Annotated in this window: 15 protein-coding genes and 1 pseudogene; 9 read left to right on the forward strand and 7 right to left on the reverse strand. The window is 71.5% G+C overall.

What is annotated here, in order from left to right; translation table 11 throughout:
* Positions 1 to 113: 113 nt before the first annotated feature.
* The 6 genes from ACZ7L1_RS13655 (at position 114) to ACZ7L1_RS13680 (ending at position 7,003) form a co-directional block, all read left to right on the forward strand.
* Positions 114 to 1,001: a universal stress protein gene (locus ACZ7L1_RS13655; RefSeq protein WP_471436900.1), complete on the forward strand. Its 888-nt coding sequence runs from the start codon at positions 114 to 116 to the stop codon at positions 999 to 1,001.
* A gap of 154 nt (positions 1,002 to 1,155) precedes the next feature.
* Positions 1,156 to 3,534 (forward strand): phosphoketolase family protein, encoded by a 2,379-nt coding sequence (locus ACZ7L1_RS13660; protein WP_471436902.1) that lies wholly within the window; start codon positions 1,156 to 1,158, stop codon positions 3,532 to 3,534.
* Positions 3,535 to 3,828: 294 nt separating this feature from the next.
* Complete coding sequence (locus ACZ7L1_RS13665; protein WP_471436903.1) at positions 3,829 to 4,896, forward strand: zinc-dependent alcohol dehydrogenase family protein; 1,068 nt, start codon at positions 3,829 to 3,831, stop codon at positions 4,894 to 4,896.
* A gap of 18 nt (positions 4,897 to 4,914) precedes the next feature.
* Positions 4,915 to 5,601, forward strand: coding sequence for a helix-turn-helix domain-containing protein (locus ACZ7L1_RS13670; RefSeq protein WP_471436905.1), 687 nt, complete (start codon positions 4,915 to 4,917; stop codon positions 5,599 to 5,601).
* A 76-nt stretch (positions 5,602 to 5,677) separates the two neighbouring features.
* A complete protein-coding gene (locus ACZ7L1_RS13675) occupies positions 5,678 to 6,400 on the forward strand; it encodes a CBS domain-containing protein (protein ID WP_471436907.1) in 723 nt (240 codons plus the stop codon).
* A gap of 24 nt (positions 6,401 to 6,424) precedes the next feature.
* On the forward strand, positions 6,425 to 7,003 hold the full coding sequence (locus ACZ7L1_RS13680; protein ID WP_471436909.1) for an Rv1733c family protein: 579 nt from the start codon (positions 6,425 to 6,427) through the stop codon (positions 7,001 to 7,003).
* 27 nt (positions 7,004 to 7,030) lie between these two features.
* Here the strand turns inward: ACZ7L1_RS13680 and ACZ7L1_RS13685 are convergent, their stop codons facing one another.
* The 3 genes from ACZ7L1_RS13685 to ACZ7L1_RS13695 form a co-directional block, all read right to left on the reverse strand.
* Positions 7,031 to 7,651 (reverse strand): CBS domain-containing protein, encoded by a 621-nt coding sequence (locus ACZ7L1_RS13685; protein ID WP_471436954.1) that lies wholly within the window; start codon positions 7,649 to 7,651, stop codon positions 7,031 to 7,033.
* Positions 7,652 to 7,733: 82 nt separating this feature from the next.
* A complete protein-coding gene (locus ACZ7L1_RS13690) occupies positions 7,734 to 8,189 on the reverse strand; it encodes a Crp/Fnr family transcriptional regulator (protein WP_471436911.1) in 456 nt (151 codons plus the stop codon).
* A gap of 255 nt (positions 8,190 to 8,444) precedes the next feature.
* Positions 8,445 to 8,702, reverse strand: coding sequence for a DUF1876 domain-containing protein (locus tag ACZ7L1_RS13695; RefSeq protein ID WP_471436912.1), 258 nt, complete (start codon positions 8,700 to 8,702; stop codon positions 8,445 to 8,447).
* A 196-nt stretch (positions 8,703 to 8,898) separates the two neighbouring features.
* On the opposite strand from ACZ7L1_RS13695, the gene ACZ7L1_RS13700 reads away from it, so the two are divergent.
* Positions 8,899 to 9,450, forward strand: coding sequence for a hypothetical protein (locus ACZ7L1_RS13700; RefSeq protein ID WP_471436914.1), 552 nt, complete (start codon positions 8,899 to 8,901; stop codon positions 9,448 to 9,450).
* 170 nt (positions 9,451 to 9,620) lie between these two features.
* Here ACZ7L1_RS13700 and ACZ7L1_RS13705 read toward each other — a convergent pair whose 3' ends face one another.
* The 4 genes and pseudogenes from ACZ7L1_RS13705 to ACZ7L1_RS13720 form a co-directional block, all read right to left on the reverse strand.
* A complete protein-coding gene (locus tag ACZ7L1_RS13705; RefSeq protein WP_471436916.1) occupies positions 9,621 to 10,184 on the reverse strand; it encodes a hemerythrin domain-containing protein in 564 nt (187 codons plus the stop codon).
* Between the two features lie 159 nt (positions 10,185 to 10,343).
* Positions 10,344 to 10,964 carry an L-threonylcarbamoyladenylate synthase gene (locus tag ACZ7L1_RS13710; RefSeq protein ID WP_471436918.1) on the reverse strand — a complete coding sequence of 207 codons (621 nt, stop codon included), beginning with the start codon at positions 10,962 to 10,964 and terminating at the stop codon, positions 10,344 to 10,346.
* A 108-nt stretch (positions 10,965 to 11,072) separates the two neighbouring features.
* Positions 11,073 to 11,180: pseudogene (locus ACZ7L1_RS13715) on the reverse strand (CGNR zinc finger domain-containing protein); the annotation flags it as partial.
* A 21-nt stretch (positions 11,181 to 11,201) separates the two neighbouring features.
* Entirely contained in the window at positions 11,202 to 11,732 is a 531-nt protein-coding gene (locus tag ACZ7L1_RS13720; RefSeq protein WP_471436920.1) for a pep a2, read from the reverse strand.
* Between the two features lie 237 nt (positions 11,733 to 11,969).
* Here ACZ7L1_RS13720 and ACZ7L1_RS13725 point away from each other — a divergent pair, with 237 nt between their 5' ends.
* Both ACZ7L1_RS13725 and ACZ7L1_RS13730 read left to right on the forward strand, forming a co-directional pair.
* The gene (locus ACZ7L1_RS13725) at positions 11,970 to 12,215 is read left to right on the forward strand and encodes a DUF5133 domain-containing protein (protein ID WP_471436922.1); all 246 of its coding nucleotides are present in this window, start codon (positions 11,970 to 11,972) and stop codon (positions 12,213 to 12,215) included.
* A gap of 84 nt (positions 12,216 to 12,299) precedes the next feature.
* A partial coding sequence (locus tag ACZ7L1_RS13730) for a maltotransferase domain-containing protein (RefSeq protein WP_471436924.1) occupies positions 12,300 to 13,693 on the forward strand: 1,394 nt, incomplete at its 3' end.

Raw genomic sequence — 13,693 nt, forward strand, 5'->3', positions numbered from 1 at the left:
GGACGTTGGGCCGTTGGGCCCCCTGATGGGTCCCTGCGGCCCCTGCGCGCGACGCCGTTCCCGCGCCAGGCTCGACGCAGGAACAGCAGAGCCATCGACAGGAGGTGCGCACCATGGCCCGGCCCGTCACCGCGGGAGTCGACGCGTCCGGCGAGAGCCTCGCGGCCGCCCACTGGGCCGCCCGGGAGGCGCTGCGCCGGGGTGCGCCGCTCCACGTCGTCCACGCCTGGAGGCGGCAGCCGCTCCCGGCGCCGTCCGGCGGGTGCGGGGACGACCGGCGCGCGGTGGGGGAGCAGACCCTGGAGCGGGCCGTGCGCAGCGTTCGCGCCGCGCATCCGGGGCTGGAGGTGGAGGCTCTTCTGCCCGAAGAGTCCCCGGTGACCGCGTTGCTCGCGGCGGCCGCAGATTCGGAGATGCTGGTGCTCGGATCCCGTGGTCTGGGCCGCGTCGCCGGGTTCGTGGCCGGCTGGGTGTCCCAGCGTGTCGTCGCCAGGGCATCGCGCCCCGTGGTGCTCGTACGCGCCGGTGAGACCTCCGCCGACGAGCACCTGCCTGCCCTGGACGGCGTCTCCCCCGAGGAGATTCCCGAGATCCCCTACCGCGACGTCGTGCTCGGGCTGGACCCGCGGCACCCGCTCGACGAGCCGCTCGAGTTCGCCTTCGACTCGGCCCGCCGCCGCGGCACCGCGCTGCACGTGGTCCACGCCGTCGGTGACGTCCATGCGCACGCGGCCGGCGGACCGGAGGTGCTGGCCGAACAGGAACACCTCGTGAACGCCGCGCTGCGACCCTGGCGCGAGAAGTTTCCCGGGGTCCCGGTGTCCGAGACCGTCTCCACGGGCCGCCCCGCCCCGCAGCTGGTGCGTGCCTCCACCCGCGCCTGTCTCGTCGTCGTGGGGCGCCGGACGCGGGACGGCCTGATCGGCCCGCACATCGGCTCCGTCGCGCACGCGGTGCTCCACCATGTGGCCTGCCCGGTCGCCGTCGTCCCACATGCCTGACACCGGGCGGCGGTCAGGCCCCGCTGCACCGTGCCGCCCGCCCGGTCGCCGTCGCCCCTCGGCGGGACGGGGCCGGCGGCGTTCGTATCCCCGCACAACGGGTACCCCAGCCCGCCGCGCCCGATGAACCCCCCGACAACGTGTGGAGTCACCGATGCCCGACGCCGAGCACCCCGGCACCGTACTGACCGACGAGGAACTGCACACCCTCGACGCCCACTGGCGGGCCGCCAACTACCTGGCCGCCGGTCAGATCTACCTGATGTCCAACCCGCTGCTGACCGAACCCCTCAGGCCCGAGCACATCAAACCCCGCCTCCTCGGCCACTGGGGCACCTCGCCCGGGCTCAACCTCGTGTACACCCACCTCAACCGCGTCATCAAGGCGCGCGACCTGAACGCCCTGTGCATCTGGGGACCCGGGCACGGCGGACCGTCCGTGTTCGCGGGCTCCTGGCTGGACGGCAGCTACAGCGAGACCTACCCGGACGTGACACGGGACGCGGAAGGGATGGCGAAGCTGTTCAAGCAGTTCTCCTTCCCGGGCGGCGTACCCAGCCATGTCGCACCGGACGTGCCGGGCTCCATCCACGAGGGCGGCGAACTCGGCTATTCGCTCGCCCACGCCTATGGAGCCGCCTTCGACAACCCGGACCTGGTGGTCGCCTGCGTGATCGGTGACGGCGAGGCGGAGACCGGACCGCTTGCCGCCTCGTGGCACTCCAACAAGTTCCTCGACCCCGTCCACGACGGCGCGGTCCTGCCGGTCCTGCACCTCAACGGCTACAAGATCGCCAACCCGACCGTCCTGGCCCGGATCCCCGAGCCCGAACTCGACGAACTGCTGCGGGGATACGGCCACGAGCCGATCCACGTCAGCAGCGACGACCCCCTGCAGGTGCACCGCGCCATGGCGGAGGCCTTCGACGCCGCCCTGGACCGCATCGCCGAGCTGCAGCGCACAGCACGCGAGGACGAGACGGCCGAGCGGCCGCACTGGCCGGTGATCGTGCTGCGCACCCCCAAGGGCTGGACCGGGCCCGCCGAGGTGGACGGCAAGCCGGTCGCCGGGACCTGGCGCGCCCATCAGGTGCCGCTGGCGGGCGTGCGCGAGAACCCCGAGCATCTGCGCCAGTTGGAGGCCTGGCTGAAGTCGTACCGGCCCGAGGAACTCTTCGACGCCGACGGCCGCCCGCGCGCCGACGTGCTCGCCTGCGTGCCCTCCGGTGCCCACAGGCTCGGCGCCACCCCGCACGCCAACGGAGGGCTTCTCGTGCGGGGCCTGCCCATCCCGTCCCTGGACGACTTCGCGGTACCCGTCGAGAAGCCGGGCTCGGCCCTGCACGAACCCACCCGCGTCCTCGGCGGCCTGCTGCGACAGATCATGAAGGACACCGCGCAGCGGCGGGACTTCCGCCTGGTCGGCCCGGACGAGACCGCCTCCAACCGGCTGCAGGCCGTCCTCGACGCCAGCGGCAAGGCCTGGCAGGCTCAGGTGCTCCAGGTCGACGAACACCTCGACCGGCACGGCCGTGTCATGGAGATCCTCTCCGAACACCTCTGCCAGGGCTGGCTGGAGGGCTACCTCCTCACCGGCCGCCACGGACTGTTCTCCTGCTACGAGGCGTTCGTGCACATCGTCGACTCGATGGTCAACCAGCACATCAAGTGGCTCAAGACCTCCCGGCGGCTGCCCTGGCGCGCGCCCATCGCCTCCCTCAACTACCTGCTGACCTCGCACGTGTGGCGCCAGGACCACAACGGCTTCTCCCACCAGGACCCCGGCTTCGTCGACCACGTCCTCAACAAGAGCCCGGAGGTGGTCCGGGTCTATCTGCCGCCGGACGCCAACACACTGCTGTCCGTCGCGGACCACGCCCTGCGCAGCCGCGACTACGTCAACGTGATCGTGGCGGGCAAGCAGCCGTGCTTCGACTGGCTGTCCCTGGACCAGGCCCGCGCCCACTGCGCGCGCGGCGCCGGGATCTGGGACTGGGCGGGCACCGAGAACGGCGGTGCGCCCGACGTGGTCCTCGCGTGCGCCGGAGACGTGCCGACGCGGGAGGTGCTGGCCGCCGCGCAGCTGCTGCGACGGCACCTGCCCGAACTCGCGGTCCGGGTGGTCAACGTGGTCGACATGGCCCGCCTGATGCCGCGCGAGGAACATCCGCACGGCATGACGGACTTCGAGTACGACGGCCTGTTCACCGCCGACAAGCCGGTGATCTTCGCCTACCACGGCTACCCGTGGCTGATCCACCGCCTGGCCTACCGCCGCACCGGCCACCGGAACCTGCACGTGCGCGGCTACAAGGAGGCCGGGACCACGACCACGCCTTTCGACATGGTGGTCCGCAACGACCTCGACCGCTACCGCCTGGTCATGGACGTCATCGACCGCGTCCCCGGCCTCGCGGTGCGTGCCGCCGGCGTGCGTCAGCAGATGGCCGACGCCCGCACCCGTCACGAAGCGTGGATCCGCGATCACGGTACGGACATGCCGGAGGTCGCGGACTGGGCGTGGGCGTCCTGACCCCACCTGATCCACGGCCGGTGACCTCCGGAAGACCAGGATCTCGCCCGGTTTCGGCGGTGGCGGGCAGAGGCAGGGGCGCGCAGAGGGGTACTCGAAAGGCCCGTTCGCCTCTGTTCGTGCGGTCCGCTCGGGCCCGGCCGGTGATCGGGGGCCGACCGGCCCAAGCGGATCCCCCCAAGGTGGGACAAGCTGGATGTGATGGGGGAATCCGGCTCAACGCCGGATGTACCGCCGTACCGGCTTCCGGACGGTCCCCGGGCCCCGGCCCGGGGGGAGGAAGGAAGGATCGTCATGAAGGGCTTCGTCTTCCACGGCCCCGGAAAGTCCGCCTGGGAGGAGGTCCCGGACCCGGACATCAAGGAATCCACCGACGCGATCGTGCGCGTCGAGACCACCACCATCTGCGGGACGGATCTGCACATCCTCAAGGGCGACGTGCCGGAGGTGCGCCCCGGCACGGTGCTGGGGCACGAGGCGGTCGGCGAGATCGTGGAGGCCGGACGGGACCTGCACGCCGTACAGCCGGGGGAGCGCGTCCTGGTCTCCTGCATCACCGCCTGCGGCCGGTGCGGCTACTGCTGGGAGCGGACGTACGGCCAGTGCCGCGGCGGCGGAGGCTGGATCCTCGGGCATGTGATCGACGGAACGCAGGCCGAGTACGTCCGGGTGCCCCACGCCGACCTGTCCGTGCACCCCCTGCCCGGCGCGGTCGACAGCAAGGACGCCGTGCTGCTCGCGGACATCTTCCCCACCGCCTACGAGGTGGGCGTGCTCAACGGGCACGTCCGCCCCGGGGACAGCGTGGTCGTCGTCGGAGCCGGCCCCATCGGACTCGCGGCGATCGCCACCGCCCGGCTGTTCGCCCCCGAGCGGATCGTCGCCGTGGACCCGGCCGCGATGCGGCTGGACGCCGCCAAGGCGCTCGGCGCCGACGCACTGGCCGACCCCGTCGACGCCCAGGAGCTGATCGCCGACCTCACCGACGGACTGGGTGCGGACGTGGTCATCGAGGCGGTCGGCGTGCCGGAGAGCTTCGAGCTGTGCACACGTGTGGTACGGCCCGGCGGGCACATCGCCAACATCGGCGTGCACGGGCGGCCCGTGACCCTGCACCTGGAGGACCTGTGGAGCAGGAACGTCACCATCACCACCGGCCTGGTCGACACCTACTCCACGCCCACGCTGCTGCGGATGGCGGCCGTCGGCCGGCTGCCCACCTCGTCGCTGGTCACGCACACCTTCCCGCTGGAGCGGATGGAGGAGGCGTACGACGTCTTCGGCCGGGGCGCCGACACCGGCGCGCTGAAGGTCGTACTGGGCGGGGAGCAGCACGAAGTCGTCGCCGTCCGGGCGACCTGACGGAAGGAAGTGCGGGCCATGGCCACACACGCATCGCCGGACGCGGTGGAGGGTCACCAGGGTCACCACTCACCAGGAAATCTCGGACGCCGGATCGCCCTGCGGCGCGAGGAGCTCGGACTGTCCCGCAAGGAGGCGGCGTGCCGGGCCGGCATGGCCTCGAGCTATCTGCAGTACCTGGAGGAGCAACCCACCGCCGCGCCCGGCGTCAGCACCCTGCTGAGGCTGGCCGGGGCACTCGAGACCACCGTGCTCGAACTCACCGGTGGGGACGTCGACCTGCCGCCCGGCCTCGGGCAGGCCGGAGGACACCCGAAGTTCACCGAACTCAGTATCCGGGAGTGCCGGGACCTGCTGTGCACGCACGGCGTGGGGCGGCTCGCGGTGCCCACGGAGTCGGGGCCGGTGATCGTCCCTGTCAACTACGGCGTCGTCGGCGACTCGATCGTCTTCAGGACCAGCCCGGAGGCCGTGCCCTCACAGGCCGCCGACTCCCAGGTGGCCTTCGAGGTCGACCGCATCGACGGATCGTTCAGCCAGGGCTGGAGCGTGCTCGTGTGCGGACGCGCCCGCACCGTGACGGACCGCGACTCCGTCCGGCGACTGGAGGAGCAGGCGTACAGCACACCCTGGGCGGGCGGGCAACGGGACCTGTGGATCCGTATCGATCCCCACAGAATCACCGGACGGCGCATCACCGTGTGAGGGCCGGCGGCCCTCACCCGGACGGTCCGGCCGGCGGCCCTCGCCCGGACGTCTGTCGCACCGATCGGAGGACACCATGCACGGCACCCCCCACCTCGTCGGCGACGTCATGACCCGCAGGGTCGTCGCCGTCGGACACGCGGCGACGTTCAAGGACATCGTCAAGGCCATGGAACAGTGGAAGGTCAGCGCCCTGCCCGTCCTGCAGGGGGGCAACCGGGTCGTCGGTGTCGTGTCCGAGGCCGACCTGCTGCGCAAGCAGGAGCTCGACGACGGTGAACCCGGCCGGTACGCGTCGCTGGAGCGGGCGGCCGACCTCGCCAAGGCCGGCGCGGTGACCGCCGAGGAGCTCATGACCACGCCCGCCGTCACCGTCCACGCGGAGGCGACCCTCGCCCAGGCCGCCCGGACGATGGCCCGGGCCAGGGTGAAACGTCTTCCGGTGGTCGACGACGAGGGCACGCTGCTCGGCATCGTCAGCCGCTCCGACCTGCTCAAGGTGTACCTGCGCGACGACGAGGACATCGCCGAGGAGATCCGCCGCGAAATCGTCGCCCGTGTGTTCCCCGCCCCGTTGGAGCCGGTCCGCGTGGAGGTGCGGGACGGCGTCGTGCGGCTCACCGGCCGCGTCCGCGACACGGGTCTCGTGCCCGTCACCGCACGGCTGGTGCGGGGCGTCGACGGCGTGGTGGACGTGGACTGCGCGCTCATGGGGCCGCCCCGGGTTCCCGACCTCGAGGCCGACTTCCCGCACGACGAGGTGTCGCCGTGGCCGCGGAGAGCCGGCAGCGTCAGATGACGCGCCCCGAGAAGGTGACGACCGATGGCGACGACCTGTCGTACGGCGGGGACCAGGGTGTGGCTGTGGCGCTGGCGGCGCAATCCGCTGCTGCGGCGCAGCGACCGCTTCGAGGCCTGGATCGTCCTCGTCACCTGGTTGCTGGTCCTGCTGGCCGGGGTGCTCGCGGGACGGGCGGCGGCGGGGGCCGTGGAACACGGTCTGGCCGTGCGGGCCGCCCACTCCCACCCGGTTCAGGCGGTGCTGACCCAGGACGCGGCGGGAACCACGGAGGACGTGCACGCCTACGGCGACGGCGGCGTGTGGGCGAACGTTCGCTGGAGCGCACCCGGCGGCCCGCACTCGGGTCTGGCGAAGGTCGAGCCCGGGCTGAAGGCGGGAGACCCGGTCACCGTGTGGACGGACGACGCCGGGAACCTGGTGTCCAAACCGGCCACCGGCGCCGAGACAGGGCTGCAGGCATCGCTCGTCGGCACGATCGTCGGATGCGGTGCCGCGGGTGGGGTGCTGGCCTGCGGGTGGCTGGTGCGCGGGCGCCTGGAGCGGCAGCGCATGGAGGAATGGGCCCGGGAGTGGGAGTGTGTCGGGCCGCAGTGGCGGTAGGGGCCTGCTGAGGCGCTCGGTGGGGGGTCAGCCCGCCTCGTCCCCGGAGAGGTGGCAGTCCACGTCGACCACACCCTCCACGGCCCGCGCCAGCCGGGCGGCCATGGGGATCATGGTCGTGTCGCTCACCGTCCCCGTGAGGGTGACGACACCCTCGGCGACGATGACGTGGATCGGCTCCACGGGTGCGGGGAAGAGGACGTCGACGATGTCGCGGCGTATCTCGTCTGCGATGTCGTTGTCCTCCCGCAGGAACACCTTGAGCAGGTCGGCGCGGCTGACGACGCCCTCGAGCAGCCCCTCGTCGTTGACCACGGGGAGCCGCTTCACCTTGCGCAGGGCCATGATGCGAGCGGCCTGGGCGAGGGTCGAGTCGGCGTGCACGGTGACCGCCGGAGCGGTCATCAGCTCGCCCGCGGTCACCGCCTCGGCCTTGGCCAGGTCGGACACGCGCCGCACCTGCGTGTAGGGGTCCGGATCGCTGTCGCGGAACTCCTCCTTGGGCAGCAGGTCGGCCTCGGAGACCACGCCGACCACCCGGCCCTCGCCCTCCAGCACGGGCAGCGCGCTGACCTTCCACTGCTCCATGAGCTTGACGATGTCCTTGAACGGGGCGTCACGGCCGACGGCGACGGCGGTGTGCGTCATCACGTCGCTGACGACGTGCGGGCCGACGGTCACGGTTCCTCCTCGGGGTCGGACGCCATCCCCGGCGGTCGGGCACCTGCTCTCAGGGACTGCCGCTGCCGTGGGGGCCGTACAGGTCGAGCAGTCGGATGCGGGCCGCGTTCAGCCGGTGGGCGAGGACCTGACCCACCCAGACGGCGACGGCACGCCCGAACTCGGGGTCCTCGGCGCACATCGCCCGCACGGTCACCGCGTCGAACTCGTACGCCCGCACCGGGGTCATCGCCTCGGCGCCCAACTGCCAGACATGCGGTTCGAAGTGCCAGGACCAGCCGACCAGCTCACCGTGGCCCAGCGACTCGATGACGGCGGGTCGGCGGCCGGGCACATGCACGTCCAGGGCCACGGTCCCGGTCCGTACGATCCAGAACCGATCGGCCCGCCGACCTTCCTCGAAGAGCCGGGTCCCCTCGTCGAAGGAGACCTCGCGGGCGATCCGCATCAGCCGCTCGCGGTGCTCGGCGGGAAGGGCCGCGCCCACGGTGGTGACAGAGGCCATGGCTTCACCGTCCTTTCGTTCCTGCCGCCGGGAAGGCGGGGCAGTCCGCACTCGGCGTCGGGACTCCACAGGACGCATGACGGGCGGGAAGGACCCATCCGGTTCTCTCGGATCCTGATTGCGCGGTGCGCGGCCGTCAGCCGCTTCCCCGCGTCTTTCGCAGGTCCTTCCCGTCACCACCAGCACACCACGCACCCCCCGCGACCACCAGGGCCGATCGGCCCCATGGCCCTCCGAGTACGCGCGGGAGGCCCGTCACGGTTCGGCAGGGCCCGCCATCTGGACGATGTCCTCGGAGGCGACGCCGTGCAGCCGGATGGCGAGGTCCTCCAGCGCCCGGCTGGCGGCGAGCTCGTCGCCGATCTCGGGAATCGGCCGGTCGACGGGGTTGCGCCGGGCCGCGCCTCTGCCGGCGACGGTCGACGCGTCAGGCGTCGTCAGCACGGCCCGGGCGTGGGTGTCGTCGCCGTCCTCGGTGATGTAGATGTCCACGGTCCACTGCTTGGCTTCCATCGGGATCACTTCCCCGCACCACGAGGTGTTCGTCCCTCTTCTTCGGCTTCTTCCAGCCTGCGCCTGTCTCCAGGCCCGGTCCACACCGGCGTGCCGCGGTCTCGGGCCGCACCTGTGACAGACCACACCGTTTGATGGGCTCCCTATGTGATTGGCGCCATTTCTCCGGTTCCGTCCGCCCGGTAGCGTGACGCCGATGTCAGCCGATCTGTCCCCCGTCATAGCCGCCACCACCCAGTGGCTGCTGCGCTCCTACCCCGGGACCGGAGGAGCTCTGGACGCCGCCCTCGCCGAGGCCCAGGCGTCCCAGGCCGTCATGGTCGCCGCCTGGCTGCGCTACCCCACCGAGGCCGACACGGCCCTCGTCGTGTTCGTCGGACCCGGCGGCTCCGACCGCCTGGACTGGCTGACCGGAGCTGAGGCGGCCACCGTCGACGAGGCCGACGCCGGCTGGCGGACCTGGGTGGACGAGGTGGTCGCGAGCTGGGCGGCCTGCCTTTTGACCATGCCGTCCCTCGCCCACGACGCCGTCGTGGCACTCGACGGCAGCGAGCACGTCGGGGGGCTGGTGTTCGACTTCCGCAGGCTCACCGACCCCGGTGAGCAGGACCGCCGGGCGGCGCCCCTGCTGCGCCACCCCGACCTGCTGGCGCCGCTCGCCGGCCTGCACCGGGACTCCCTCGTGAAGCGACTGCACGGCGAGCCCGTGGACGAGGGCGGCCACCTCGGGGACCCGGTCGCCGGCTGACGCGGGTGTGTCGCGAGAGCGCCGGGTGACTCGGCGCCCCGACGACCGGACGGCACGGGATCGCCGCCCTCTGAGGCGCCCGCACCCGTCGCCCCCCGACCTGCCGACCGCGGGCGAGGGCCACCGTGTCCAGGCGGGCGGCTCCCGTGTTCAGGCGGTCGGCTCCGTACTCAGGAGGAGCGGCCGCGGCCGGTGACGAAGTCGCGGACCCGGTCGACCAGACCCGTCCCCGGCGCGAGCAGCTTGTTGAGCGGCGGCGTGTCGGGAGCCGCCGGGTGGGGGCGCGTGGGGGCCGTCTTCTTGGCGGTGCGGATCTTGTCGCCGAGCTGGTCGAGCATTTCCTGGCCGCAGGCCTGCCGCAGCTTGGGGAAGAGGTTGTTCTCCTCGTCCTGGACGTGGGAGGTCACCTCGTTCTTCACGGTCATGAACGTCCGGTCGAACTCGGGGTCCTCCACGGAGCACCCCTCCAGCTGTTTGAGGGCCTTCTCCACCCGCGCGTGGTCGGCGAGCTCCTTGTCGGCGATCGCGCCGCCGCCCTCGACGTGCTCCCGCACCGCCGGGTACAGGTACTGCTCCTCCGCGACGGAATGCCGTACGAGTTCGATCGTCATCTCGTCGGCCAGCTTGCGGCGGTCCTTGTGGCCGCTGGGCAGCGACTCGATCCGCTGGAAGAGGCTTTCCACCTCCCGGTGGTCGGTGGTGAGCTCGGCGATGACGTCGCCACCGTGTGCCATGGCGGCCTCCCTGTGACGTGGCTGATGTGTGGGGCGGACGGCTGCTGGGGCTGCCGGTCGCAGCCCTGCACCGCCCGGACATCATTTCCCTGGACAAACGGGGCGTTAACGGCACCCGGCGGTAGTTCCCGGAACGGCCGAACGACGGGGAGCGCGACGTCACTCGAAGCGTGAGGTGTCGCCGGCTCCCCTGCGTACGATCTCGGGCTCGCCCCCCGAGAAGTCGATGACCGTCGTCGGTTCGGTGCCGCAGTCCCCGGAGTCGACCACGGCGTCCACGACGTGATCGAGCCGCTCCTTGATCTCCCAGCCCTGTGTCAGCGGTTCTTCCTCGCCCGGCAGGAGCAGGGTGCTCGACAGCAGTGGCTCGCCGAGCTCGGCCAGCAGCGCCTGAGCCACCACGTGGTCGGGGATGCGGACCCCGACCGTCTTCTTCTTCGGGTGCAGCAGCTTGCGCGGCACCTCGCGGGTCGCGGGCAGGATGAAGGTGTAGCTGCCGGGCGTCGACGCCTTGATCGCGCGGAACACGTCCTTGTCCACGTACACGAACTGGCCGAGCTGCGCGAAGTCCCGGCACACCAGGGTGAAGTGGTGGCGCTCGTCGAGATGACGGATCGTCCGGATGCGCTCCATGCCGTCCCGGCTGCCCGGCCGGCACCCCAGCGCGAAGCAGGAGTCCGTCGGATACACCACGAGCGCACCGTCACGGATGCTGTCGGCGACCTGGCCGATCGTGCGCGGCTGCGGGTTGTCGGGATGAACGTCGAAATACTTCGCCATCCGCCGAGTGTCGATCACGTGGGGGCGCGCTGTCCACGCGACGGGGCCTGCGACGGATCGGCGGGGTCGGTCCGGGATCCCGCCGCCCGAGCGCGCCGCCCTGAGGTTGGCCTTGTTCACCTGGTCCCCGCAGGTCGCCACGGAGCACCAACGGCGGTGCCCGCCACGGCTGGTGTCCGCGTAAGCCGCCGGGCGGCGGGGTGTGCCGCCCGGCAGGGGTTCGGCTCGCCGCGGCGGTCAGGCGGGGGCCGCGACCGGCTCGCGTCGTCCGGTCCTCGCGGCCTCCCGCTCCCGCCCCGTGGCGTCCGCCGTGAGCGGCAGTGCGCGCGGGAGGGGGCGCGTCTCGCGCAGACGCGGCGCCGGGGCCACCGGCACGAGCGGAGCGGGATCGCCGGCCCGGGCCCGTTGCGAGAACCAGATGATCTTTCCGCCGGCGTCGGTGGCGCAGCAGCCCCAGCCGTTGCTCAGCGCCGCGATCTGCACCAGGCAGCCGCTCGGCGCGTAGTGCGGCCGGATGTCGCGCTCGCTGTCCTGGACGGCGGTGATCAGATGGTGACCGTTCCACCACATCTCGATGGTGGTGTTCTTGTCCGCGGCGTGGGCGTCGATCGTCCGCAGCAGCGCTTCGGCGCACTGGCAGACGGGTTCGACGAGGATCTCCAGATCCCAGTAGCGGAGGTGGGCGGCCAGGATCCGCCGGACCTGCCCGATCCGCTCCGGGCTGACCTCGACGTCGAGGTGGTAGTAGCAGGGCGCTGCGGTCTTCATTGTCGTTGGCTCCTCACCGGCGAAGCTCTCGCTCCTCCTCGCCCCTGTGGGCCGGGCCCCGATCACGAAGCGTGAGCGGTCGTCGCTCTCGAGTCAGTCCCAGAGTGCGAGCACTACTCCATTCGTGCAACAGGAAGCCCTCCAGCCTCAGTGGTTGAATCCTGAACAGGACGCTGAGTGATGATCCGTGCACCATAGGTGAAACACTCAGCGCCGAGAGCGGAGGTGACCGGTGCCATGCCCCTGCCGGCCAGAGCCGAGGTCGCCAGACATCTCGAGCGGTATCGGGAGTGGGAGCGCCTGATGCTCGCGTCCCCCGACAACCGGGAGGTGCGCGGCACCTTCGAGCGCACCGGCTACAGCCTGTGCGTGCTCATGGGGAAGCGCTGCGCACGCGAGGCAGCCGACGCCGCCGAGCTGTATCTCCGCACGCACAGTGAGCAGACCGCACGCCCATCCCCGGCAGCTTCGGCGGACGGGTAGGCCAGACGCCGTACGCAGCCCTGGACCCATGACCGCAGAGTCGGCGCCCACCGAGCTCGACGACGGCGAAGGAGGCGAGGACGGATGGAACCGCAGGCCGCGCACCGGGACGGGGCGAGCCCTGTCGCCGGAGGCGCGAGGGCCTCGATCGGACGCATACCGATCGTGGACGTCCGTCCGGCCGTCGACGGTGGCCGACGCCCCGCCAAGGCGGTGGAAAGGGAGACCTTCCAGGTCACCGCCACGGTCCTCGGTGAGGGACAGGGCGCGATCGGCGCCAACGTCGTCCTCTGCGACCCCGAGGGCCGCCCCGGCCCGTGGACGCCGATGCGCGAGTTGGAGCCCGGCAGCGACCGATGGGGCGCCGAGGTGACCCCGCTGTCGGTCGGCCGCTGGACCTACGCCGTCGAGGCATGGAGCGATCCGGTCACGACCTGGCGCCGGCACGCCCGGATCAAGGTCCCCTCCCGCATCGACGTCGCCCTGGTCCTGGAGGAGGGCGCCGACCTCCACGACCGCGCGGCCGGGGGAGTGCCACAAGGACCGCGGCGGGACCTGCTGCGCGCGGCAGCCCGCGCCCTGCGCGACGAGTCCCGCCCACCGGTCGCCCGTCTCGCGGCGGCGTTGACTCCTGAGGTGGGTGCGGTGCTGGCCCGGTATCCGTTGCGTGAGTTGGTGACGTGTTCGGATCCGTTGCCGTTGGTGGTGGAGCGGGAGCGGGCGTTGTTCGGGTCGTGGTACGAGTTCTTCCCGCGTTCGGAGGGGACTTCCCGGCGGCCGCACGGGACGTTCCGTACGGCGGCGCGGCGGTTGCCGGTGATCGCGGGGATGGGTTTCGATGTGGTGTATCTGCCGCCGGTCCATCCGATCGGGACGACGTTCCGCAAGGGGCCGAACAATTCGTTGTCGGCGGGGCCGGGGGATGTGGGGGTGCCGTGGGCGATCGGGTCGCCGGAGGGCGGTCATGACGCGGTGCATCCGGATCTGGGGACGATCGAGGATTTCGACTGGTTCGTGGGGCGGGCGCGGGATGTGGGGCTGGAGGTGGCTCTGGATTTCGCGTTGCAGTGTTCGCCGGATCATCCGTGGGTGGACAAGCATCCGGAGTGGTTCAGGCATCGGCCGGACGGGTCGATCGCGTATGCGGAGAATCCGCCGAAGAAGTACCAGGACATCTATCCGATCCATTTCGATGCGGACATGGACGGGCTGGTGGCGGAGACGCTGCGGGTGTTGCGGTTCTGGATGGGGCATGGGGTGCGGATCTTCCGGGTGGACAATCCGCACACCAAGCCGGTGGTGTTCTGGGAGCGGGTGATCGGGGAGATCAATGCCGCGGATCCGGATGTGATCTTCCTGGCGGAGGCGTTCACGCGGCCGGCGATGATGCACACGCTGGCGAAGATCGGGTTCCAGCAGTCCTACACGTATTTCACGTGGCGGAACTCGAAGCAGGAGCTGACGGAGTATCTGAGTGA

The organism is Streptomyces sp. NPDC107546 (assembly GCF_055639175.1).